16 protein-coding genes are annotated in these 23,105 nt (G+C 44.7%); 4 read left to right on the forward strand and 12 right to left on the reverse strand.

What is annotated here, in order from left to right:
- Nucleotides 1–44 precede the first annotated feature (44 nt).
- From rsgA to malT, 6 genes are all read right to left on the reverse strand, one after another.
- On the reverse strand, nucleotides 45–1,034 hold the full coding sequence (rsgA, locus tag AB6D07_RS10385) for a ribosome small subunit-dependent GTPase A (protein WP_241810812.1): 990 nt from the start codon (nucleotides 1,032–1,034) through the stop codon (nucleotides 45–47).
- 576 nt (nucleotides 1,035–1,610) lie between these two features.
- Nucleotides 1,611–2,069: a copper chaperone PCu(A)C gene (locus tag AB6D07_RS10390; RefSeq protein WP_017104297.1), complete on the reverse strand. Its 459-nt coding sequence runs from the start codon at nucleotides 2,067–2,069 to the stop codon at nucleotides 1,611–1,613.
- A gap of 114 nt (nucleotides 2,070–2,183) precedes the next feature.
- A complete protein-coding gene (locus tag AB6D07_RS10395; protein WP_012600175.1) occupies nucleotides 2,184–2,780 on the reverse strand; it encodes an SCO family protein in 597 nt (198 codons plus the stop codon).
- Complete coding sequence (locus AB6D07_RS10400; protein ID WP_009845845.1) at nucleotides 2,777–3,217, reverse strand: hypothetical protein; 441 nt, start codon at nucleotides 3,215–3,217, stop codon at nucleotides 2,777–2,779. Before AB6D07_RS10400 ends, AB6D07_RS10395 begins: the two co-directional genes overlap by 4 nt.
- A gap of 202 nt (nucleotides 3,218–3,419) precedes the next feature.
- Nucleotides 3,420–4,340, reverse strand: a complete 921-nt coding sequence (locus AB6D07_RS10405) for a DUF368 domain-containing protein (RefSeq protein ID WP_032499237.1) — start codon at nucleotides 4,338–4,340, stop codon at nucleotides 3,420–3,422.
- A 578-nt stretch (nucleotides 4,341–4,918) separates the two neighbouring features.
- Nucleotides 4,919–7,627, reverse strand: a complete 2,709-nt coding sequence (gene malT / locus AB6D07_RS10410) for an HTH-type transcriptional regulator MalT (protein ID WP_029223176.1) — start codon at nucleotides 7,625–7,627, stop codon at nucleotides 4,919–4,921.
- Nucleotides 7,628–8,193: 566 nt separating this feature from the next.
- Between malT and AB6D07_RS10415 the strand changes: the two genes are divergently transcribed.
- The 3 genes from AB6D07_RS10415 to glgB all read left to right on the forward strand — a co-directional run bounded on the left by AB6D07_RS10415 (nucleotide 8,194) and on the right by glgB (nucleotide 15,360).
- The gene (locus AB6D07_RS10415; protein WP_009845842.1) at nucleotides 8,194–10,647 is read left to right on the forward strand and encodes a glycogen/starch/alpha-glucan phosphorylase; all 2,454 of its coding nucleotides are present in this window, start codon (nucleotides 8,194–8,196) and stop codon (nucleotides 10,645–10,647) included.
- A gap of 176 nt (nucleotides 10,648–10,823) precedes the next feature.
- Nucleotides 10,824–13,004 carry a 4-alpha-glucanotransferase gene (gene malQ / locus AB6D07_RS10420; protein WP_017096249.1) on the forward strand — a complete coding sequence of 727 codons (2,181 nt, stop codon included), beginning with the start codon at nucleotides 10,824–10,826 and terminating at the stop codon, nucleotides 13,002–13,004.
- A gap of 175 nt (nucleotides 13,005–13,179) precedes the next feature.
- Entirely contained in the window at nucleotides 13,180–15,360 is a 2,181-nt protein-coding gene (gene glgB, locus AB6D07_RS10425; RefSeq protein ID WP_017100917.1) for a 1,4-alpha-glucan branching protein GlgB, read from the forward strand.
- Between the two features lie 68 nt (nucleotides 15,361–15,428).
- Here the strand turns inward: glgB and AB6D07_RS10430 are convergent, their stop codons facing one another.
- The 6 genes from AB6D07_RS10430 to AB6D07_RS10455 form a co-directional block, all read right to left on the reverse strand.
- Nucleotides 15,429–16,736: an IS4 family transposase gene (locus tag AB6D07_RS10430; protein WP_102250515.1), complete on the reverse strand. Its 1,308-nt coding sequence runs from the start codon at nucleotides 16,734–16,736 to the stop codon at nucleotides 15,429–15,431.
- A gap of 199 nt (nucleotides 16,737–16,935) precedes the next feature.
- Nucleotides 16,936–17,775, reverse strand: coding sequence for an energy-coupling factor transporter transmembrane protein EcfT (locus AB6D07_RS10435; protein ID WP_017100918.1), 840 nt, complete (start codon nucleotides 17,773–17,775; stop codon nucleotides 16,936–16,938).
- Complete coding sequence (locus AB6D07_RS10440; protein ID WP_017100919.1) at nucleotides 17,772–19,466, reverse strand: ABC transporter ATP-binding protein; 1,695 nt, start codon at nucleotides 19,464–19,466, stop codon at nucleotides 17,772–17,774. Before AB6D07_RS10440 ends, AB6D07_RS10435 begins: the two co-directional genes overlap by 4 nt.
- A gap of 6 nt (nucleotides 19,467–19,472) precedes the next feature.
- Entirely contained in the window at nucleotides 19,473–20,021 is a 549-nt protein-coding gene (locus tag AB6D07_RS10445; RefSeq protein WP_009845837.1) for an ECF-type riboflavin transporter substrate-binding protein, read from the reverse strand.
- Nucleotides 20,022–20,347: 326 nt separating this feature from the next.
- The gene (locus AB6D07_RS10450) at nucleotides 20,348–21,478 is read right to left on the reverse strand and encodes an HlyD family secretion protein (protein WP_009845836.1); all 1,131 of its coding nucleotides are present in this window, start codon (nucleotides 21,476–21,478) and stop codon (nucleotides 20,348–20,350) included.
- Nucleotides 21,478–21,873, reverse strand: coding sequence for a DUF3302 domain-containing protein (locus AB6D07_RS10455; protein WP_017104296.1), 396 nt, complete (start codon nucleotides 21,871–21,873; stop codon nucleotides 21,478–21,480). The genes AB6D07_RS10450 and AB6D07_RS10455 overlap by 1 nt, the downstream gene beginning before the upstream one ends.
- Nucleotides 21,874–22,129: 256 nt before the next feature.
- Here AB6D07_RS10455 and AB6D07_RS10460 point away from each other — a divergent pair, with 256 nt between their 5' ends.
- Complete coding sequence (locus AB6D07_RS10460) at nucleotides 22,130–23,038, forward strand: DMT family transporter (RefSeq protein WP_029223175.1); 909 nt, start codon at nucleotides 22,130–22,132, stop codon at nucleotides 23,036–23,038.
- Nucleotides 23,039–23,105: the final 67 nt, after the last annotated feature.

A 23,105-nucleotide genomic window follows, 5' to 3' on the forward strand; every position in this document is an offset into this window, starting at 1 on the left:
CTTATAGCTGTTAACCTTAAACCTTAAACCTTAAACCTTAAACCTTAGTCAGACGCTTTTTTAAGATTGCGGCCTTCTGATTGTACGGTTTTGTACATCTTGGAAAGCTGCTTATTGCTGGCGCGTTGTTCCGCTAACGAGGCGCCATTTCGGGCTTGTTCTCGCAATAACTTTCGATAGTTAGCAAATCGTCGCTCAGACAATTCTCCACTTTCAATCGCCTTGCGTATCTTGCACCCCGGTTCTGATTCATGATGACAATCAGAGAATCGGCAATGCATGGCTAACTCTTCGACATCAGAAAAGGTTTCACTCACGCCTTCAGCGCAGTCAGCAAGTTGTAGCTCTCGCATTCCTGGAGTATCGAGTAGTAAGCCGCCCGATGTTAGCAGGTGGAGCGATCGTGATGTGGTTGTGTGTCGGCCTTTGCTATCGTCTTCACGAATGCCACCTGTGGCTTGTTCAGCCTCACCAAGTAATGAATTGACTAAGGTAGATTTACCCACACCGGATGAACCCATTAAAGCCACAGTCTTGCCCGTTTTACACCAAGGCGACAAAACTTGAGTTGAGTCTTGGTCTAGGCTATTCACAGCTTCGATCATCTGCATAGAATCTAAGCTTTGCACTTGTTGTACTTTATCTTCGTAGTCGTCACACAAGTCTTTCTTGGTGAGGACGATAACCGCTTCAACCTGCGCTTCGTTGGCGAGCGCTAGATAGCGTTCAATACGGCTTAGATTAAAGTCGTTATTTAACGAAACCACGATAAAAACCGTGTCGATGTTAGCTGAGATATATTGTTCGGCGACACGGCTACCTGCAGCTTTACGGCTGAAGAGTGATTGACGGCCTAATAAACGGCCGAATTGCAGTTCAGAGTTCAAGATTACCCAGTCGCCAACCGTCATTGCGGGTTGGTTTTGATGGATAGGGAGAACGATTTCGCCTTGTTCTGACGCTAGTGTATAGCCGCTGCGATGGTGCGCGGTAATACGAGCAATGACGGATTGGTCATAGTCTTCGAGTGTCAGTTGTTGTTGGAATACAGGTTGCCATCCAAGTTGTTAAAGTGACATTGGATGAGAAAATGTGTTTTGTGAATTCATGTCTATTTACCCAGACGTGCGAGCTTTCTTTTCTTGTGAGAGCATTAAAGTCTTATGAGAGCATCACGTCTTGTGAGATCTCAATTTGTCGATGAGACCAAAAGAGTTAATGAGACCAAAAAGCGTTGCTGAGATTAAAAGCGTCGAGCGTCAAAAATGTTTTGAGTTTGGGTCGAATTCAAATAGATAGGACCCCGGATTGAGTCATGCTTTACAGGCATGCAGGAATTGATCACTTACGATCAATAGTAAACCGGGTAAAAGTGTGCGGTCGTCAAAGGGGGACGATAAGTTGGTCGATCGGTATTTAAGTTGGATTAACCAAACAAGTTAACGCGTTACTTTTACTGCCAGCTTTAGTGTCTTCATTACAATCATCTTCTATTCTCCTTGGTTATTAATGTGGTCGGGCTTTGAATAAAAAGCGAGCTCAGTTTAGCAAAAAGCCACGATGGCGAGAAGTCATCGTGGCTAAAATTATTTCATCGATTGTGAATTTGATTAATGATGATCGTGATTCATCTTTTTCATGCCGCTCATCACTTTCTTCACTGGCGCATCAAAGGTCAGTGTTTCACCGTTTGCGAAGGTCAGTGTCATTTTGATTTGTTCACCTTCTTTTAGGCTACTTTTTAAGTCAAACAACATGATGTGTAAGCTACCTGGTTTAAGTACAGCTTTACCATTTGCAGGGATGGTGATCGCTTTAACTTGACGCATCTTCATTACGTCGCCATCAACGATAACATCATGAAGTTCAACCTTTCCTGCTGCTGGTGTTGTTGCAGAAACAATAGCGCGATCTTTATCGCTATGGTTCATCAGAGTCGTGAATACCGCGCTGTTCACTGCTGAAGGCGGGGTTGCGCGCGCGTACGCGTCATGAACCATAATGTCGTTATTCGCTTGAGCAAGAGGAGTGAGCAATAAGCCTGCTAGAGCAAGTGCTTTTAACTTCATGTTGTTGTCCTTAATTTTTTGTTTGGGTCTGGGACCTGACTTTTTGTTCGAACTTTATTCGTTAAGTTCTTTATTTTTGTACACGTTGTTTCTCGTCGCTGATGACTTGGTACGTTAGCGCGTTAATGTGTTAATAGCTTCAACAATTGGCGCTGGCGTTAACGTATGCGGCACTTTGGTAATCAGCGTGCCATCGGGTTTTAAAAAATAGAAATATGAGCTGTGGTCTAGGGTGTATTCCAACTCTGAACCTTCAAGCTTGGTCTTTCTAAAAATAACACCGTAGTTGTGTGCAAGCGTTGTTGTCACATCTAACGGGCCACTTAATCCTTCCATCATTGGGTGGAAGTATTGTGCGTATTCGTATGAGGCTTCAGCGGCATCACGTTCCGGATCGAGAGAAACAAACATCGGGCGAATCTTGGCTTTTGCTTCATCAGAAATCTGGTTAAGTGCTCCGGCTAACATTGCTAGAGAAGTAGGGCACACATCTGGGCAACGTGTGAAACCAAAATAAACGATACGAATTCTGTCATCGGTTTGGTCAAAGATTTCAGTTGGCTGGTTATCTTTGCCGAAAAGGGTTGTTGCGGAGAATTGTTGTTTTGCCGCGTGTTGTTTTTGAGCTTCGTTTTGCCCATCAAGATAACTTTTAACGCCAAAGCCAAGGACAAAAGCGACAACCAATGCTAACGACCAATTTCTACTCATCTTGCCATCCTTATTGCCGGATTTACAGTATCGACACCATCAGTGAGCTCACCGATCCATGTCATCTTGTCTAAAGTACATACAGGTAAAATCACATCACCTTCATAGGTATTATTGCCAATGTTTTTTAATTGAAAACGTGCCGAGCCCATTTCCATCTCTAAACCTGTAAGCGACAGCATTAATGTGTCAGAGGCTGCGCCTTCCCACACTACTTTGATTTTGGTGGGAGCCAGAGGTTGAGCCGTCTCGCGATCAAGTGTCATCGTAACTGTATTTTGCTCACACGATGTGGTGGAAAGCATGCAGTAATCATCTAAGTTAACCTCAGCAGAGGCTCGCTCCATCGCTGATTCAAATTGCTGAATTGCTTGCGGCCCATAAAAGCCTGCCACGAGAGCGATCCCAAGAGCAGCAACCTTTAATGCAGAGTGCATGTCGTGTTCTCATCTAATTTTATAAGAGCGGCGATGTTATCATATCCCTCAATATGTGCTTGTATCAAAAAGTAATTTTGTGCGTATGGTAGAACTAAAAAAGCGAAGCCATTGGCTTCGCTTTTGTCTGTGTCATAGGTTCATGAGCTTAGTCTTTCTAAGTTCTATCCGTTCTGAATACGCTTGAGAATGGATAGAATGATCAGTCAGCGTTGCGCTCTGCAAATTTCTCTAACCCAAGGACCAGAGCAATCGCTACAAGCATCATCACAATAGCCATTACTAGCTGTGAAGGTTGAGAAGTGACGGCTTCAAAATCAAACGGTGACAAGTTTTCTTGAATCAGAGGAACTTGCTCACCTTTAGAGTTTGTACGCCAGCTGATCGTTTCTTTCCACGGCCAAATCTTCGGCAGTGTACCGATCATCAAACCAGTCAAGAATACTAATGTGAAGTCGCGGAATGAGCGCAATAGCCAAGACAGTACATGTGAGAAAGTCAGCAGTCCGATCACACAGCCCGCAAGGAATAGCGCAAGTACATCGACCTGAAACTCTTTAACGGCACCAAGTACCGGGCCGTACATACCAATTAATAGCAGAATGAAGCTTCCTGAGATACCGGGTAAAATCATCGCGCAGATAGCAATCGCACCCGCAATCAATACGTTGATGCTGGTTGGCTCCATTTGCAGCGGTTTAAGCACGGTAATGCTATAAGCGAAAGCAACGCCAAGCAGCAAAAACACGAAGCGAATCATATCGCGTTTCTCTACTTGCTTAAGAATATGGAAAACCGACACCAAGATCAGGCCGAAGAAGAAAGACCACAGTGGAACAGGGTGGGTGACTAATAACCAAGAAATCAATTTTGCGAATGTCGTAATGCTCGTGAATACGCCCGCGAACAGTGAAATTAGGAAGAAACCATTGATGTGATTAAACGCGGCTTTGAAGCCTTCGCGTTTCCATAAGCCAAGTACGCTAGGGTTAATTCTGCGAATGCTTTCTAGCAGCGTATCGTAGATACCAGTGATGAATGCGATGGTTCCGCCCGACACGCCAGGAACAACGTCTGCTGAGCCCATTGCCATGCCTTTGAAAAAAGTACTTAAGTAGTTCATTGCTTCATAGAGTTGAGGATGATTTTGTGCAGTATACAAACTTTAGTGTAAAAAAAGTATGAATATGCCTTTGGCGAGGTGCTTTATTACCTCTTTAATTGTAAGGCAATACGTTGATGTGAACATCTGCCTTACATTTAAAATACAACTGCTTGGTGTCTTATTATTATCGGCGGCAGTGAAACCTGTTTTCTATCGATATTGCATCTTGGTTGCATTATGCAAATGCACTTTGCAATTCGCATCATGAATTAGAGGTTTTTATGCGATGCAGGGCTTATAAAATGGCTGAATTAAAGTTGGCACGCTAACTGCATTATATACATTGACCCTTCTTAAGCCGAGGGTCACCTAGCCAACTGACGTTGTTAGTGAACTTATGATTTGTTCACAAATATATAGAGCCAATCGCGATTATTGCGGTTGGCTATTTTTTTGTCTGTCGTTTGGCTCTTTATGATCAGCTATCTGCTATTAACCCCATGCTCCAAACGAAAAAAAAGCCAGTCACCATAGGCAACTAGCTTAAGCTTTTCTCGAATCAATCTCGAATCAATCTCGAATCAATCTCGAATCGTTTAGTACCCCATCAACTGCAGTAAATTCTCCGCTGTGCTGATCGCTTCTTTACGGTTAGCAATGTTTAGTTTTTGGTAAAGGTTACGGATGTGAGTCTTGATGGTGGTACCTGCGACATCGAGTTCTTGAGCGATCTGCTCGTTACTGAACCCTGAATAGATCAAACCAAGTACTTGCCATTCACGCTGGGTGAGTGGGCTTGTGCGCACAAGTTCAGGAATGTTTGGGTGATTGACTAAGTTTTCGACAAAGTCTTCATCAAAGTGAACCGAGCGGCTGCGTTGGGTGGTCGAGATATCTTTCATGATCTGTTGAGCGCGATGGCGTTCTAAGTCACCTAAGCCAGGCTTGTTACTCAACTTATCCAAGATATGTCCGATAGTCCCGCCGTCTACTAAGAAGTTGCCGACCATACCGGTTTGGTTAGTCATATGAAGCGCTTCTTCAAGTAGCACGCGTGCGCTGTCTTCATCGTTAATTTGTGTACGTAACACGGCTTCAACGATCAAGTTTCGGTTGGTGTCTGTAATCAGATGTGAACGCTGAGCTTCACTCTTAAGGAAAGTCAGCGCTTCTTCCGCTTCTTCATACTGCTCAAGAATGATGTGAGCGCGAACGATGTTTCTCCATTGCAGTTGGCAGAAGTGGTTGCTTGCCGATTCAGGTCGAACAGCCACATTCAACCAATCACGTATCGCCTCTTTATTGCCTTTTACTTGCCAAAAAAGAATCAAAGAAAGAGAAGCGTTCGCCGTCCAGTCCACGTGGTAAGTCGATTGACGCAATAGGTGCTGAATTTGGTCGATAAACTTAGATGCTTTATCAATTTCACCGCGACTCAGTGAAATACGAGCCAGCATTGAATAGCTGTGAAGGTGCTTACTTGGTGAATGGTGACCAAGGATATCCAAGCCTTTGTAACAGCACTCTTCCGCTTCATCTAATCGGTTCCAACACCAGAATATTTGAGCTCTAACACGCAGTAAGAATTCATGCAGAGGCACGTATTTTAGCTGGTGTTCTTCGATCAATTTGAACGCACTGTCTTGCAGCTCGAATGCCGCTTGAACGTAACCCTGTGCAATTAAGATCTCGCTCTGTTGTAGAATTGCCCAAAGCGCTTGGTGGTAAACTTGATACTGGCGTGCAAGTTTTTCTGTTTGCTGCATCATCGGCAGTGCACGGCTCAAGTTGCCCATTACGTGATTGACTTCACCAACAACAGACGTGGCGACAATTCGGCTACGATAAACGGTGGTGTTCAGCTGACTTAGCGAAAGCTCTGCCAATTCCAAGGCTTTTTCAGGTTCATTGCTGTTAATAGCAACTTGCGCGCGCAGGGCGTTGTATTGCCCTTGTTGTTGAGTATCGAGTTCAATATTTCGAGCTTGATATTGTGTTTCAGCCTCTTCCAATAATGTCCCTACTTGTTCGTAGCGGTGCTGACTTTGTGCTAGCCAAGCTCGTAACATGGACAGTTTAGGGTCGCTGTAAAGTTGATCCGTAGTCAGTTGCTTGATCGCCATCTCTAACGAGGAAAGCTCGCCTTGGTTGAACATCGGCCAACCGTGGTCTGTCAGTATTTGAATGATCAGTTCTGGGTCTTCAGCGCGCTGTGCATGGCGTAGTGCTTGGTGTGGTGTGTCTTGTTTAATCCACGCCTTCGCGGCACTTCGGTGCAACTCTGCTTCTTGTTGAGGGATTCGAGCTTGACGCTCATGTGCCAAAAATTCACCAAACAGGTTATGGAAACGATACCAGTTCTTTTCGCCTTCAAGCGGGTAGATGAATAAACCGAATCGATTTAATGATTCGATCATACCCAGTGCGTCTTCACGCTGTGTTAGCGCACAAACCAGTTCGTCGTTGAAGTGGTCAAGCACTGAACACTGCATCAAGAACTGTCGAGTTTCTTTGTCTAACAGGTCGAAAACCTCTTCAACCAAGTAGTCCCAAAGATGGGCTTGATTAAAGTGGGAGAAGGACTCAGCAGACTGCGCCAGCGTGCGTTTTTGATGTTGGGCTTGCAGCGCAATAAGTTGAAGTGCAGAAGGCCAACCCTCTACATAGGTACAAATACTGTCTGCCGTTGTGTCATCAATACCATCGGCAACACGCTGATTAAAAAAGCGCGTCGTCTCTTCGGTATCAAAAGCCAGCGAGTCATTACCTAATTCGATCATTAAGTCTCGAACGCGAAGGTTTGCCGTACCTAGGGGGGGGGTACCACGACTGGTTACAACCAGCGTAAGATTGTCGGGCATGTGTTTGAGGAAAAAGCGCATTGCTTCTTGAATGTCATCATTGTTGACTAAATGGTAGTCGTCTAAAACAAGAAAACATTCATGATGATAGTCCGACATCTCGGCGAATACTTCGCTCAATAAAGAATGCAGCGATGAAAACTGTCGTTTCTCTGCCAGTTTTTGGGCATTGGGACAGGAATTTTGAGTCGCTTTATTGAGTGATTGGAGTAGGTAGTTGATAAAACGGAAGGCATCGTTGTCACTATCATCGATGCTGTACCAACCCACATTCGGCTTATCTAACAGCCACTGTGCAGCCATGGTGGTCTTGCCATAGCCCGCAGGAGAACGGAACAATACAAGCTTATAGCAATCTGCGTTCTGGAGCAGATCGAGAACCCTAGGTCGTAGGATTGCATTATGTAAGCGGCCGGGACGAGTCAGTTTCGAAGGGATCCACATGTCGAAGTTTTTCACCTATTCCGTGGCGTATGTTTTGGGGATTCTAAAACCGTAAAAGAGTTGCCCAATCACATCTGCCTAATTACTTAAGTCTGTGCTTATGTTACGTGAAGAAAAATGGCACCGACTATGATTCTCCTCAGAAACCTTGCGGTCTTGCATGTTTTTGGCTTTCTACGCCCTTAATTTGAGACTTTGCTCACGTTGCGTGGTGGTTTGTGAATGTGACTTTGTTCGGTCTTACACTGAGATTTATGCAAAAGATGAGATATGGAAAATAATTTCGTGATCTCAAACTCAGATTTGCTAATCAGTTTATTCCGGTTAAATAAAACTCACATCAATTAACGTTAAGTTATCGAACGGGAGCTTGTGATCTTAGTCACTCCAACTTTTTGTTCGAAGTTAGAACATGAGAGTCAGATCACTAACCTTACATCGGTACGCCCCCTACGCCCTCTCATCTACTCCTAGTTAGTCGTATTAACGGGAGGATGTTTAGTTAATGGTGACCATGCACGATATGTCACAGATGAATTAGAACTATTAAAAGCGAGATTTCTGAAATGAAACCAACTCAGCAAAAAACTTTCGATAAAGTGTCGTTCCAAGAAAGCGTTAAAAAGCATTTATCTGCAACTTACGCAACAACGATTGAAAACGCAGATAGCCGCGCATGGTACCTAGCGATGGGGCGTGCGCTAGCAGAATTGACAACATTTGACCTGCTAGAAACTGAAAATGATGAAAAAATCAAAAACGCGAAGAGCGTTAACTACCTTTCATTAGAGTTTTTGATTGGTCGTCTAACAGGTAACAACCTGATCAGCATGGGGCTGTACGAACAGATTACTCATGCAATGGAAGAGCTAGGCCAAAACCTAACTGACCTTCTAGAAGAAGAACGCGACCCATCGCTAGGTAATGGTGGTCTTGGTCGTCTTGCTGCTTGTTTTATGGATTCTTGTGCTGCACAAGAGTACCCAACAGTAGGCTACGGTCTTCACTACGAATACGGCCTATTCAAACAGTCTTTCCAAGATGGTCGTCAACAAGAAGCACCAGACGCATGGCGTGGTGTTGAAGGTTACCCATGGGAAGTCGCTCGTCCAGAGCTAGCACAACACATTGGTTTTTACGGTCATGTAGAAGTTGAATTCATCGACGGTAAAGAAGTTCGTACTTGGGTTCCAGGTATGGAAGTAAAAGCAATGCCTTGGGATCTACCTATCGTAGGTTACGAGTCAAACACGGTTTATCCATTGCGTCTTTGGGAATGTCAGGCAATTGCACCATTCTCACTAGCAAGCTTTAACAACGGTGATTACTTCGAAGCGCAACACTCGCTAATCGATGCAGGTAACATCACTAAAGTACTTTACCCGAACGACAACCACGAGAAAGGTAAGACACTGCGTCTAATGCAGCAGTACTTCCACTCAGCAGCGTCAGTTCGCGATATTCTACGCCGCCACGAAGCCGCAGGTTTCTCTCTAGAAGATCTGCCTAAGCAAGAAACGATTCAGCTGAACGATACGCACCCAACGATTGCGATTCCTGAGCTAATGCGCATCCTAATCGACGAGAAAGGTCTATCTTGGGATCAAGCATGGGAAATCAGTGCACATACGTTCGCTTACACGAACCACACACTACTTCCAGAAGCGCTAGAGACTTGGTCTGAATCGCTGATCAACCGTCTTCTTCCACGTCACATGGAAATCATTTTTGAAATCAACCACCGCTTCATGCAAGAAGTTCGCAAGATGTGGCCTGGTGACGGTGAGAAACAAGCGAAGCTTTCTATCATCCAAGAAGGTTTCCACCGCATGGTTCGCATGGCAAACCTATGTGTGATTGGTTCTTACAAAGTAAATGGTGTAGCGGCACTTCACTCTCAACTTGTTAAGAAAGACTTGTTCCCAGAGTTCAACGAAATCTTCCCAGGTAAACTGACTAACGTAACGAACGGCATCACGCCACGTCGTTGGTTGAAGTTCTGTAACCCAGGTCTATCTAATCTAATCACAGGTAAGATTGGCTCTGAGTGGCCAGCAAAACTTGAGCAGCTAGAAGGCATCGCTAAGTTTGCAACAGACGCGAAATTCCAAAAAGAATTTATGGCTGTTAAGAAAGAAAACAAACAGCGTCTTGCGGATTGGGTTCAAGAGAATATGGGTATCGAGCTAGATACTAACGCTATCTTCGACGTTCAAATTAAGCGTCTGCACGAATACAAGCGTCAGCACCTAGATTTGCTACACATTCTGTCTCTGTACCACCGTATTCTTAACGAACCTGGTTTCGAGTGTGAGCCACGCGTATGTTTCTTCGCAGCGAAAGCAGCACCGGGTTACCACCTAGCAAAAGAAATCATCTTCGCGGTTAACAAGATTGCAGAGAAGATCAACAACGATCCTCGCATCGGTAACAAGCTTAAAGTGGTATTCATCCCTGACTACCGTGTAAGCATGGCTGAAATCATCATCCCTGCAGCAGACGTTTCTCAGCAAATCTCATTAGCTGGTAAAGAAGCTTCAGGTACGGGCAACATGAAGATGGCTCTAAACGGCGCTCTAACTATCGGTACGATGGATGGTGCAAACGTTGAGATTCGTGAAGAAGTTGGTGATGAAAACATCTACATCTTCGGCCTAGAAGTTGACGGTGTTGTTGCACTGAAAGCTCAGGGTTACAACCCATACGATTACTACAATGCAGACCCACTATTGAAAGCATCTCTAGATCTACTGACTGGCGATGAGTTCACTCCAGGTCAACCAGGTCTTCTACGTGCAACGTTTGATAGCCTACTAGACGGTGGTGACCCTTACCTATGTCTTGCTGACTTCGCATCTTATGTGAAAGCGCACGAAGACATGGGTACGCAATACAAAGACCAAGCAGGCTGGGCTAAGAAAGCGATTCTTAACACGGCATTGGTTGGTAAGTTCACATCAGACCGCTCAATTCGCGACTACGTGAACAACATCTGGAAACTTGAAGCGGTTAACCGTTAATAGTTGCAAAGTAGCCAAGGCAGTTTCTGCCTTGGCTCAATTAGCTTGTGAGCAAATAGACGGCTTATTCAGATAGCAATGCTTACAAACTGATTGTCACAAGCTAATTGATTAGTAAAAATTAAATAGACAACCCTACAAAAATTGAAAGCGTCAGAACGTTTTCGGAGAGAGCGATGAAAGAACAGACCGTATTAAAACAAGTCGCAGAAATGGCAAATATTGCCGATAGTTACGTTAGTGCGTGGGGCGATGAAGCACAAGTATCAGAAGAGACGATTACGTCTCTATTGGCTTCATTGGGCTACGATACAAGCAGCGATGATGCACTGCTTAAATCTGCAGAAAGAAAGCACAGAAAAGATGTACTAGACCCGGTTCTTGTCTTGCGTGACGGTGAGCCAGTAGAAGTGACACTCAATCTGGGTGTGAGTGCTCGTGAAAGTGAGTTCAGCTGGCGCTTAGAAACCGAGCAAGGAGAGGTACTTGAAGGCTATCTTCAATCTCAAGTCGTTCGTGACGAGCGTGCCGAGGGTGGCCCTTTAGTGTTTGCATTGCCAAGTGATTTGGCATGGGGTTATCACAAGCTCATTGTGAGTCGTAAGCGCCGTAAGAAACCTTACGAGATGACGTTGATTATTACGCCAAAAGCGTGCTTCAAGCAGTCACCCATTGAGCAAGGCAAAAAGCTTTGGGGACCAAGTGTTCAACTGTACACGCTAAGAACTCAGCACAACTGGGGTATTGGTGATTTCGGTGACCTAAAACAGCTTGTTTCGGATATCGCGTCTCGCGGTGGTGACTTTGTTGGTCTAAACCCAATTCACTCACTGTTCCCTGCGAACCCGGAAGGTGCTAGCCCATACAGCCCGTCTTCACGTCGTTGGTTGAACGTCTTATACATTGATGTGAGTTCAGTTCCTGAGTTCGCATTAAGCGCGGAAGCGCAACAAACGGTAGGCAGCGCCGAGTTCCAGCAGCGCCTACAGAAAGCTCGTGAAGCGCACTGGGTGAATTACACTGAAGTGTCTGAGCTGAAGATGAGCATCTTACCTCTGCTATTCGCAGAATTTAAGACTCGTCATCTAGACAAAAACAGCGACCGCGCACAAGCGTTCTTAGCGTTCGTTGAAGAGGGCGGTGAAAGCCTGATGCATCAAGCCGCGTTTGATGCTCTGCACGGTGAACTGCATGCTGAAGATTCAGGTATGTGGGGCTGGCCTGTATTCCCAGAGAAATTCCGTACATTTGAAAGCCCTGCGACCCAGAAATACATCAAAGATAACCTAGATCAAGTGCATCTCTATATGTACCTACAATGGTTAGCCGATTGCCAAATCAACGATGCACAGTCTCTTGCTGAAGAGAAAGGCATGGCGGTTGGACTGTACCGTGACTTAGCGGTAGGCGTTGCAGATTCAGGCAGCGAGACATGGGCTGATGAAGGCAACCTAGTGATGGATGCGAGCATTGGTGCTCCACCGGATATTCTTGGTCCTCTAGGCCAAAACTGGGGCTTACCGCCACTAAACCCAGAAGTACTTCAAGAAACCGGCTACGACGCTTACATCAAACTACTTCGTGCCAACATGAAGCACTGTGGTGCATTGCGTATTGACCATGTTTTAGGTCTGCTGCGTTTGTGGTGGATTCCAAAGGGTGAGAACGCAACGAAAGGTGCGTACATCTACTACCCAGTGCAAGACATGCTGTCTATTCTGGCGCTTGAATCTCACCGTTACCAATGCAGCGTTATCGGTGAAGACTTAGGCACGGTACCGGATGAAATCGTAGACATCCTTGCTGATGCTGGCGTGCATTCTTACAAAGTCTTCTTCTTCGAAACATCAGAAAATGACGGTGGTTTTATTTCTCCGAAGCACTACGCGTCACAATCGATGGCAGCACTGTGTACTCACGATATGCCAACGCTTCGCGGCTTCTGGCACTGTGATGACTTGAAAATGGGTCAAGAGATTGGTTTATACCCAGACGCACAACAGCTAGAAACTTTGTTCGATAACCGCTTGGAGTGCAAGCAAGGTATCTTAGACTCAGTGGCATGGCACGGCTTCCTACCTGAAGGTGTTGGGCGTGATGCAAGTCAAGTGCCGATGGATTCTTATCTTGCTGAAGCGCTTCAGTTGCACGTTGCGGCTGGTGGCTCAACACTCCTGAGTGTTCAGTTGGAAGATTGGCTAGAGATGGATAAGCCCGTTAACATCCCTGGTACGGTCGATGAGTACCCTAACTGGCGTCGTAAACTATCAATGAACTTGGACGAAATCTTCGCTCATGAAGGCGTGAATCGTATCGCATCTAAGCTAACTGATGTACGAGAAAAAGCAGCTAAGTAATGGAGTCGAGTGGCTTGAAAAGAGGTGGTTTTTTGCTTACGCCGTACGAAACTACAACCTCGGTCACTCAATATTGAATGCTCATCTGGTAGAATAAACCGTCGTTATATTGCCCGCACTAATAGCGGGCATTTTTGTATTATGTTTTTTGGATGTTTGGTTAGGGAGAAGCGTTTTGGAACTAAGTTCGATTTCAAAGCAAAAACAAATATATACCCAACTATCACAGGCTTGCTTCACAGATCCATTTGCGTTTTTAGGGCCATACTTACCTTCTGAACAAGGTTCATTACGAGTGTGGATTCCTGGGGCAGATAAAGTCGAGTTGATTGTTGGAAAGGAACCTCGTATTAAGTTAGCGCGAGAGGGTGAAAGTGGTTTCATTCTTAAGCAAGAAAGAGACTTACGTTTTACTCACTACAAGCTTGCGGTTGATTGGAATGGAGTAGAGCAGATCATCGATGATCCATACCAATACCATGATCTGTACGCGAGTTATGAGGATCTTCATACACCTAAAGATATGTATCATCACATGGGAGCTCAGTTTATTACGCTAGAGCGTGATGGACAGACGATTTCAGGCACGCGTTTCTTGGTGTACGCACCGCATGCAACAGCGGCTAGCTTGGTGGGTAACTTCAACGCTTGGGATGGTCGTCGCCACCCAATGCAGCGTCTAGATTATGGTATGTGGGGCTTATTTATTCCTGATCTGGAAGAAGGCGCACAATACAAGTTTGAATTAAAAGGGCCTGATGGCGAAGGCTTGCCACATAAAGCTGACCCATGGGGTTTCTACTCTGAGCAGTACCCATCATTTTCATCTGTGACTTACGATCACGCTCGCTACCAGTGGCAAGATTCTCAATGGCAGAATCGCCCAGTGACGCAAAAGCGCAAAGAAGCCCTTTCATTCTATGAATTGCATGCCGGCTCTTGGAAGCGCAATGCTGAAGGTGAATTCCTAAACTACCGTGAGCTAGCGGCAGAGCTAATCCCATATCTAACGGATCTCGGTTACACACACGTAGAGTTGATGCCGGTTTCAGAGCACCCGTTTTACGGCTCTTGGGGTTATCAGCCAATAGGCTTGTTTGCGCCAACAAGTCGTTTTGGTTCTCCAGATGATTTCAAATTCTTCGTCGACCAATGTCACCAAGCCGGTTTAGGTGTTGTTCTGGACTGGGTTCCTGCACACTTTCCAAGTGATGATCACGGCTTAGCTAACTTTGATGGAACGCCTTTGTTCCATGATCCAGATCCACGCCGTGGTTGGCACCAAGATTGGAACTCGTACATTTACGACTTAGGTAAAGAGCATGTTCGTCGCTTCTTAGTAGCAAATGCATTGTACTGGTTCGAACAATTCCATATCGATGGCATTCGTGTTGATGCTGTTGCTTCGATGTTGTACCTCGATTACTCGCGTAGCCATGATCAATGGATTCCGAATGTAGACGGCGGCAATGAAAATTACGACGCCATCGCGACCCTTAAGTGGATGAACGAAGAAGTGTACAAACACTTCCCGAATGCGATGACAATTGCTGAAGAATCGACGGCTTTCCCGGGTGTTTCAGCACCAACCTTTATGGGCGGTTTAGGCTTCGGTTTTAAGTGGAACATGGGTTGGATGCACGATAGCTTGTCTTACATTCAAGAAGATCCAATCAACCGTAAATATCACCACGATACGATTACCTTCCCGTTGGTTTATGCTCACAGCGAAAACTACGTATTGTCTCTGTCTCACGATGAGGTGGTTTACGGTAAAGGCTCTATCCACAACAAGATGCCGGGTGATGAGTGGCAGCAAACGGCTAACCTACGCGCTTACATGGGTTACATGTATGCACAACCGGGTAAAAAGCTGAACTTCATGGGCGCTGAATTCGGTCAAACGGCTGAATGGAATCATGATGATCAACTGCAGTGGTTCTTGTTGGAATATGAACGCCATCAAGGTGTTCAACGCTTAACGAAAGATTTGAACAATCTATACCGCTCTGAGGCGGCAATGCACGATCTTGATTTCGACCCGAAAGGTTTTGAATGGCGTCTACAAGATTCTGCTGAAGCAAGTATCTTAGCTCATGAACGTATTAGTGAGTTGGGTGAACGAGTATTGGTTGTTTCTAACTTTACGCCCGTTCCTCATGAGCGTTTCCGCTTAGGTGTTCCAGCCCAAGGCCAGTACTCGCTATTGCTGAATACTGACTCGGCTGATTACGCAGGCAGCGGTTTTGAAGTGAAGCAGGTTGCTCAGGTTGAATCAATAGCAAGCGAAGGTTTGGATACGTCGATTGAGCTGCGTTTGCCACCACTATCAACGGTGTTTTACAAATTAAACTAATAACAATCACAGTAAGTAAGTGATCACAAAGACGACAAAGGGAGCCCTGAGGCTCTAATGCCGTTCACTTAAGAGTGAACGGCATTTTTGTTCTTAGCATACCGTTGTGGTCTGGGTTTAACTGTTCTAGGGAATGTCCTTTCCCTTCGCCCTTCAAGTATTAAGCTTTCAGCCATGTTGTGGAACCCTTTTAGCTGACGAGGTATTGCGCCTGGTGTTGAGTAAGGTAAGCCTACAAGTAACGCAGATACATGAGCTAATGTGCCGTTAAAACTCAGTTGATAAGGAAGGTAATTTCCCTTTAAATTGAAGCAGAGCTCGACCATCTGGTATCGGATTAAATTGTAAGTAAGCAAGATGCCCCATAACTCCTGCTTTACCAGTTCTGGTAAACGACTTCGCAGCGTGAGACGATTTCCAAGCATGTATTGTTTTTGCTCTCGGTAGCCTAGCTCAATTTCCCAACGATGTTCATAAAGGCCTGCAATATCTTTTGATGGGTAACGCAGGGAGTCCGTCATTGAGGTTAATACTTGGTAGTCTTTTCCTTTAATTTTACGAGTGACAAGTCGAGCGGTTATCGACTTTGGTAAATCAGGCCATAGCTTTCTAGCCCTTGGGTTACTGTGTAATTGAACCAGTTTGTCATTTCGCCCTAAAGATTGAACAATGTCATATTGTGTATTTTTCTTGAGGGGGATAAGCCAATGACGCTCCGAGCCAGAGTCTTGCCATTTATGTAATAAGCCTAAAGAATAGAACCCCTTATCGAACATTGTCACGCTATGGTTTGGTGTTGTTTCTATCAGTTTTTCAGCTAATATCATTTCGTTTGTATTGTAATTATCAAATGCACTGGCCGTAATAATGTGACTGCTTAGTTCCATTTGGCAGACCATTCTCACTTGCGGATATTGCGTCCCTTTTTGTCGAGAAAATGCCTTTTCATTTTGCGGGTTATCGGGCGTTCGCCAAACAACGCCATCGACGCCAAGAAGCGTTAATCCATTCCACTGGGGTAACTTTGCACTTTTTAACCATGACGTAGTCATTCGCTCAAAGACCGCTTTAATTGCGTCTTCACCCAACGTCTTTCGACGTTGAGTTAACGCACTCGGTGCGACAAAAGCTTTACCTGTACGGTCGACAATATCAAGTTGGTTCACTAAATCTTTCATGGATTTACTGTTGTAGATAGCCATTCCAACAAGCAGCCACACCATGGATTCTAAAGTTAATTTCCTCTTTCTCATCGTGACAGTATCAGTAAGAGAATAGGCTTCGTCGATGAGTTCAATTGGAAGCAAGTCAGACAAAGTCTCAACGCTGCTAGGTTTCCAATCATTAATTATGTTTAGAGCTTGAGAAACATCCATAAAAAATCCAAGTGCATTAAATACACTTGGATTTTGACAGCTCGGAAGGATCCTTCAACCGATCACTTTGGCTTTAACTGATCGGCATTAGCCCTGAGGCTCCCTTTTTTTGTTTCGATTTTCACTCTAAAACGGCTTGAATTTCGTTAAGTAGAACATTATACAGCACGTTATTTAAGCGATGCTTTCAATGAAAAACCTAAAATGGATACCAGAATAATTGTGGTTCTAAAACACGCTTTACGATCGCTAACACAACGATAAAGGCGATAACCATTAGCCAAACATAATCGATACGTTTCAAAGGCGCATAGCTATACCAAGTCCGTGACTTATGTCTGCCAAAACCTCGTAACGTCATTGCGTTTGAAATCTCGTCTGCACGGTCTAAGCTAGAAAAAATGAGCGGACCTAGAACCTTAGCAACGTTTTTGATGCGAGTGAGTAAAGGTGCTTTCTTCGATAGTTCAACGCCACGAGCCTGTTGCGCGTGCATGATATTGATGAAGTCTTTTTTAACTTCAGGTAAATAACGCAGTGTTAAGCTGACCGCGTAGGCGATTTTGTATGGAACGCCAATACGGTTGAGGCTTGCGGCAAACTCGGTCGGGTGCGTGGTAAAGACGAATATTAACGCTATCGGGAACATGCTCATGTATTTGAGCGTGACAGTGATTAAATAAAACAGAGTCTCTTGGCTCAACGAGTAGTTACTCGGCAGTGTCAGCAATAGAGTCTCGCTGCCGATGAGCTCTGTACCTTGCTGTGGAGCAAGCAGATACATGAACAAAGCATTTAGGCTTAATACACTCACCGTTCCCAATAACAAAGGCTTATAAACGCGCACAGGCACATTGGTGAGCTTTAGCAGGAATAAACCAGTCACAATAAGCAACGCGATCAATCTCAGGTCGAACGTAGTTAAAACCACAGTGACCCAAGCGAGAAAAAGTACAAATTTAGTGATGCCGTTCAGTGCGTGTAACGGTGATTTGGTATCAATGTAATTGATGCCAAATTTTACTTTTGATGCATTCATAGCGAGCTTCTCTCGTCGTCGATGAAGTACTGCATAAAAGCGTTGGTGTCGTCGATTTTCATTATAGTCGCAAGTTCATAAATGCTGGTAGTACAAAGGTTCGCACGTTCTAAAAGCGATGGCTGACTAAACACTTCCGTCATGGCTGCATTAGCAATTAACTTACTGTCTGCGATTACGATCGAACGTGTGGTGTATTCTAGAACCAAGTGCATGTCGTGTGAGATGATCACAACAGTAATGCCCAAATCTCGGTTAAGCTTTTGGATGAATGCCAGCATCGATGTGTAGTTACGGTAGTCTTGGCCTGCTGTTGGCTCATCTAAGATGAGGAGTTCAGGCTCCAACACTAAGATAGACGCGATCGTTACACGCTTTTTCTGACCATAGCTCAGAGCTTCAATGGGCCAGTGGCGGAACTTACTTAACCCGCAAAGCTCAAGAACGTTCTCTACTTTTTCTGTGATCAGTTGTTCTGCAATACCTCGGTTACGAAGACCAAAAGCAATCTCATCAAAAATCATATGATGTGAGATCATATGATTCGGGTTCTGCATCACCACACCGACTTTCTGGCTTCTTTCAAAGATGGAAAGTTCAGATAAGTCTTGACCATTTAGATAGGAAGAACCTGAATCAGCATCTATCACACCCATGATGAGTTTGGTGATAGTGGATTTACCCGAACCGTTCTTGCCCAAAATCGAGACAAACTCACCCTTACCAATTTTGAAACTCACATCTTCGAGTGCATTTTTTTCGCCGTCGTAAGAATAAGTTAAGCCATGAACTTCGAGTAAAGGCTGGTACTGTTTCTCTGCTACCGGTGCCGGGCGCTCAGCAAACCAAGCTTGAACTGCTGGGCGGAATCTTTTGTAATCCAAAGCTTTGAGGTTTGAAAGTTTATCTTCGTTAGTCAGAGGGGCTTTCGCTGCTTTAAGTGCAGATAAGTAGAGAGGTTCACGAATACCGTGCGTCTCAAGTAACTTGGACGCTAAGATGTCATCCGGAGTCATATCCGCGACTATTTCACCGCGCTCCATTAAGATTACACGATCGATATCTCGATGTAGAACATCCTCAAGGCGATGCTCGATAATCACGATAGTCTTGTTGGTTTCTTTATGAAGTTGGTCGATGATCTCAATCGTTGCTTTGCCCGTTTTAGGATCAAGGCTTGCTAAAGGCTCATCAAACAGCAAGATATCGACATCATCGACTAAAATACCCGCTAACGATACTCGCTGTTTTTGACCACCTGAAAGGTCATGAGGAGAGCGCTCAAGCATATCCGCTAGGTCGACCATTTTTGCTGTCGATTTAACTAACGGGTACATATCAATGTTCGACATCAACTGGTTTTCTAATGCGAACGCGATATCTTCACCGATACTTAACCCCACAAATTGGCTGTCAGTATCTTGCAATACTGTGCCGACTTGCTCGGTATAGTCGTGCATTGAAAACTCAGACACATTCTTGCCGTTGATCTCTAAAGAACCAGATACCTCACCTTTAATTGCATGAGGTATCAGACCATTGAGACACTGACCTAGCGTAGATTTACCACTACCACTTGGTCCAATAATGACGATTTTCTCTCCTTTCTCTATCCTTAGATTGATATTTTTTAGCGTCGGTTTATCCAGCGACTCATATCTAAAAGAGAAGTTCGAAAATGCTATAGTCATTAGCGTTTATGCCTCGGTCAGGTTACGGCTTTGTTTGTTACGTTTAGCGACTGATTTTAGGATCAGGAAGCCAACCACTGCGATAAGAATAGTGTTGCCCGCAGCGATGATAGACAGTTGAGTGAAGACTTTAGTAAACGGTTCTGCGTATAGGATGGTGTCTAGGAACGCGGAGCTACCATAACCCACAACGTTACCCGCAAGGGCAAGTACCACGAACAGTGCAAAATCTTTCATTGGCAGTTCACCTTGTTGAAGGCGATTCTTAGTCATCATTGGGAATAAGCCGATAACCATACCGACAATACCTGAGCCTAATACCCAAGTTAACCATACCCCCCAACCTGCGAACAAATCCGTTACCCAGTGACCGATAAAGCCAACCAAGAAGCCAACAATAGGGCCAAACAAAACAGAAAACAGTGCTAGGACTGCCATTGCTGGTTTCAATGTCGTGTTAGCAAACACTGGGACACCAAACATAGGTAAACCACCAATGCCGTACAGTGCCGCGCCAATAGCAATAACGACGACTGTTTTAGCTGAAAAGTTCATAGATAACCTCGAATACTGAAAATAAAGCATAATATTCGCCATTATTAATATGCGTCTCAATGAGAACGTTTTTTGGGCAAATATAAAAAATAAGGCGCGCATTATACAGTAGAACCCTTCCATAAGGGAAGGTAAGTGTCTAGATGTCTAAAATTCCATCTAGACGCATTAATATCATGTAAAAAGCGCAATTTTACGGTTAATCAAGCAACAAAAAAGCCAGAACGAGTCTGGCTTTTTGATTCATATTAACAATGTGTTAAGCGGGGTCGTCGTATATCTACGACCGTTTAGTGGTCTAGCTCTAGTTAGTGGTCTAGATACGGTTAGTGGTCTAGATACAAATAATTTTGCCAACTCTTCATGCGAATAAGCACTTTACGCATGATAGATACGTGAGTGAAGCTGTCAGAATAAACGGCCACTTCGACGGCAGTACCCATAGGCAAATGGTACTCAGACAGATCATCAGTGATGGTCAGCTTAACAAATACACGGCCGCTAGTGCGCAGTGCGTCAGTACCTAGAAGTGTGCCTCGAGCTTGAAATTGACTTTCACCAATGGCTGGGATCACTTCATCAATGCGTCCTTTAAACACTTTTCCTGGTAGTGCTCTAAATAGAAACTCAGCTTCGTAGCCAGGTTGCAGTCGTTGTAGTGAGTTTTGTCTAAAGGCTGCGGTATAGAATTGCGCCTCAGTGTGAACAAAGGTCATCACCGGCGCTAATGGTAGTGGTACAGCCATTACACCAGGACGAAGAGCGAGTTGAGTTACGTAGCCATCGGTTGGTGCTCTTACTACCGTTTGGTCAAGATTGAATTCAGCTTTACGTAAATCAGCAAGTAAGCCTGCAACCGCTGTATTCTCACCGCCAATCTCAGAGTTAAGTGCGATCTGAGCTTGTTGTTGGTTTGCTTCGGCTACTTTCACTGCTGCTTCTGTGGCTTTGTATGCCTGTCGACGAGTATCGAGCTGTTGCTCTGTAAATGCGCCACTTTCGAAGCCTCGCTTGTATCGAGAGAATTCACGTTGTGCTTTATCTCTTTCTGCAATGGCTTTTATTTTGGCTGCTTCGGCTTCTCCAACTTGCGACTCTAGACCTAAGGCACCTTGACTCGCTTCTTTTACTTTGGCTTGCAGCTTAGCAACTTCAGCTTCAAAAGGAATCGGGTCTATTTTGAAAAGGATATCCCCTTGCTTGAGAGGCTTATTTGCTTCAACCGGAACCTCGATGACTTTGCCTCGAACCCCTGAAACAATCGGTGTCGTTGAGTAAACTTGATTACCGATTTGTGTGAAAGGGTGGTTGTAGTTCATTAATAGAATCAAAGTACCGATGAGGACAACACCACCCAGTACGGCTGTTGGGACGGTCCATTTGTTTAGTGGGATTTTGAATACTTTGAAAATCGTAATACAAAGCGCCGCGTAGGTCATTATCAGCAGTAAATCCATTACTTAGCCTCCTGATCTTGAACGTTGTTTGTCTGTTTCTCTGTGCTGTTTTGCTCAGTGCCCGCTTGCTTTAGCTGTGCGATTTCGCTCTGAAGTGCACTCACTTGGTCGATGAGAGTGTCGACTCGGTGATGAATATCATGTTGTTCTTCTTCAAGCTTAGCGAAGCCCCAGCCACGATCTTTGCGCCACAACGTAGCCCAAATCCAAAGGAATGGCCAAATAGTGTGTAAAGTGAATAGGCTAACCCAGCCTGAGACATGAATAGCATCTTGATGAGGGTGATTGCGTTCTTTCGCAATTTCATAGGGAATATCGTGAATAACGATGATGCCGTAAAAGATAACTAATGCTACGAAAATCAGTAGACCGAGTGCAAAGTAGTCTAAAAACATAACAGATCCTTGTAATGTTAGATGTTAGTTACAAATATACTACGCTATCATCCAAGTAATTGTTATAAAAATGATTTACCAATCTGAAAATAATATGTTGCTGCTAATAATGAGAATAAAATCACTGATGGATCTTATAAAATCCAATTGAACTTGAATAGGTTGTTTCGTATTTCTTGCTGACAAGATGACAGTTCTGATTCAAACGATGCGCATAGCCATAATCATAACAACAAAAAATAAAGGATAAATGCGGATGTATATAGGTGAATTAGCGGCCATTGGCGCTGCGATGGTGTGGGCGTGTGCGACATGGATTTATGGGCAGTTTGGGCATCGCTTCTCTGCGATGCAGTTGAACATTGTTAAGGGGGTTGTAGCCTCTGGCATGATGCTGTTGGTCATGCCGTTAATACCAATGCCTGAATTCGAACTGAGTGCTAACCATTTTGGGATCTTGGCGATCTCGGGAGTCATTGGTATCGCAGTTGGTGACAGTGCTTATTTTGCGGCATTAAAAAGAATTGGTGCCAATAAGACCTTGTTGCTGGAATCTCTGGCTCCACCTCTTTCTGGTGTTTTGGCATTAATGTTTCTTGGCGCGGCACTCACTTTGCAAAGTTGGCTCGGTGTTGTGATAACAACCTTAGCGGTGACCTTTGTGGTCTTTCAGCCGTCGAAATCAGCGAACGGTAATGATATTTCTAATGACAAAGCACAGTGGGGTGGCATTGGATATGGGCTTATGGCAAGTGTTTGTCAGGCGTCGGGTGTGGTGATTTCCCACTACGCATTGGTGGCGGGTGACATTCCACCATTGTTAGGTGCTTTGATTCGCCTGACGATTGGCGTGTTTGCCGTAATGCTGATTATCCCTTTCGTTGAAAAGAAGCCGTACTCGTCGATAAAAAGAGATTTATGGGCAATGACCAAGCTCGATAAACTTTGGTTATTAGGGGCAATCTTTGTCGGGACGTTTCTCGCTCTATGGCTTCAGCAAGTGGCGTTGAAAAATGCTAACCCTGCGATTGCTCAAACATTAATAGCGACCAGCCCGGTCTTTATTTTGGTGATTTATGCGATTAGAGGAGAGAAGGTGTCAAAGCAAAGTATCATCGGGACACTTGCCGCATTAGGTGGAATTTCTTTGTTCTTTTATCAATAAGAGGCGGGCTTAGCTACAGAGCTACAGAGCTACAGAGCTACAGACCTACAGAACTAAAGACCCACAG

Source organism: Vibrio sp. 10N.239.312.C11, from assembly GCF_041466065.1.
Lineage (GTDB): Bacteria > Pseudomonadota > Gammaproteobacteria > Enterobacterales > Vibrionaceae > Vibrio > Vibrio tasmaniensis_A.

Excerpts from the sequence above, each read along its gene's own strand:
- AB6D07_RS10390 (WP_017104297.1), bottom strand. The coding sequence starts at position 2,069 with ATGAAGTTAAAAGCACTTGCTCTAGCAGGCTTATTGCTCACTCCTCTT.
- AB6D07_RS10395 (WP_012600175.1), bottom strand. The coding sequence starts at position 2,780 with ATGAGTAGAAATTGGTCGTTAGCATTGGTTGTCGCTTTTGTCCTTGGC.
- AB6D07_RS10400 (WP_009845845.1), bottom strand. The coding sequence starts at position 3,217 with ATGCACTCTGCATTAAAGGTTGCTGCTCTTGGGATCGCTCTCGTGGCA.
- AB6D07_RS10405 (WP_032499237.1), bottom strand. The coding sequence starts at position 4,340 with ATGAACTACTTAAGTACTTTTTTCAAAGGCATGGCAATGGGCTCAGCA.
- malT (WP_029223176.1), bottom strand. The coding sequence starts at position 7,627 with ATGTGGATCCCTTCGAAACTGACTCGTCCCGGCCGCTTACATAATGCA.
- AB6D07_RS10415 (WP_009845842.1), top strand. The coding sequence starts at position 8,194 with ATGAAACCAACTCAGCAAAAAACTTTCGATAAAGTGTCGTTCCAAGAA.
- malQ (WP_017096249.1), top strand. The coding sequence starts at position 10,824 with ATGAAAGAACAGACCGTATTAAAACAAGTCGCAGAAATGGCAAATATT.
- AB6D07_RS10430 (WP_102250515.1), bottom strand. The coding sequence starts at position 16,736 with ATGGATGTTTCTCAAGCTCTAAACATAATTAATGATTGGAAACCTAGC.
- AB6D07_RS10435 (WP_017100918.1), bottom strand. The coding sequence starts at position 17,775 with ATGAATGCATCAAAAGTAAAATTTGGCATCAATTACATTGATACCAAA.
- AB6D07_RS10440 (WP_017100919.1), bottom strand. The coding sequence starts at position 19,466 with ATGACTATAGCATTTTCGAACTTCTCTTTTAGATATGAGTCGCTGGAT.
- AB6D07_RS10445 (WP_009845837.1), bottom strand. The coding sequence starts at position 20,021 with ATGAACTTTTCAGCTAAAACAGTCGTCGTTATTGCTATTGGCGCGGCA.
- AB6D07_RS10450 (WP_009845836.1), bottom strand. The coding sequence starts at position 21,478 with ATGGATTTACTGCTGATAATGACCTACGCGGCGCTTTGTATTACGATT.
- AB6D07_RS10455 (WP_017104296.1), bottom strand. The coding sequence starts at position 21,873 with ATGTTTTTAGACTACTTTGCACTCGGTCTACTGATTTTCGTAGCATTA.
- AB6D07_RS10460 (WP_029223175.1), top strand. The coding sequence starts at position 22,130 with ATGTATATAGGTGAATTAGCGGCCATTGGCGCTGCGATGGTGTGGGCG.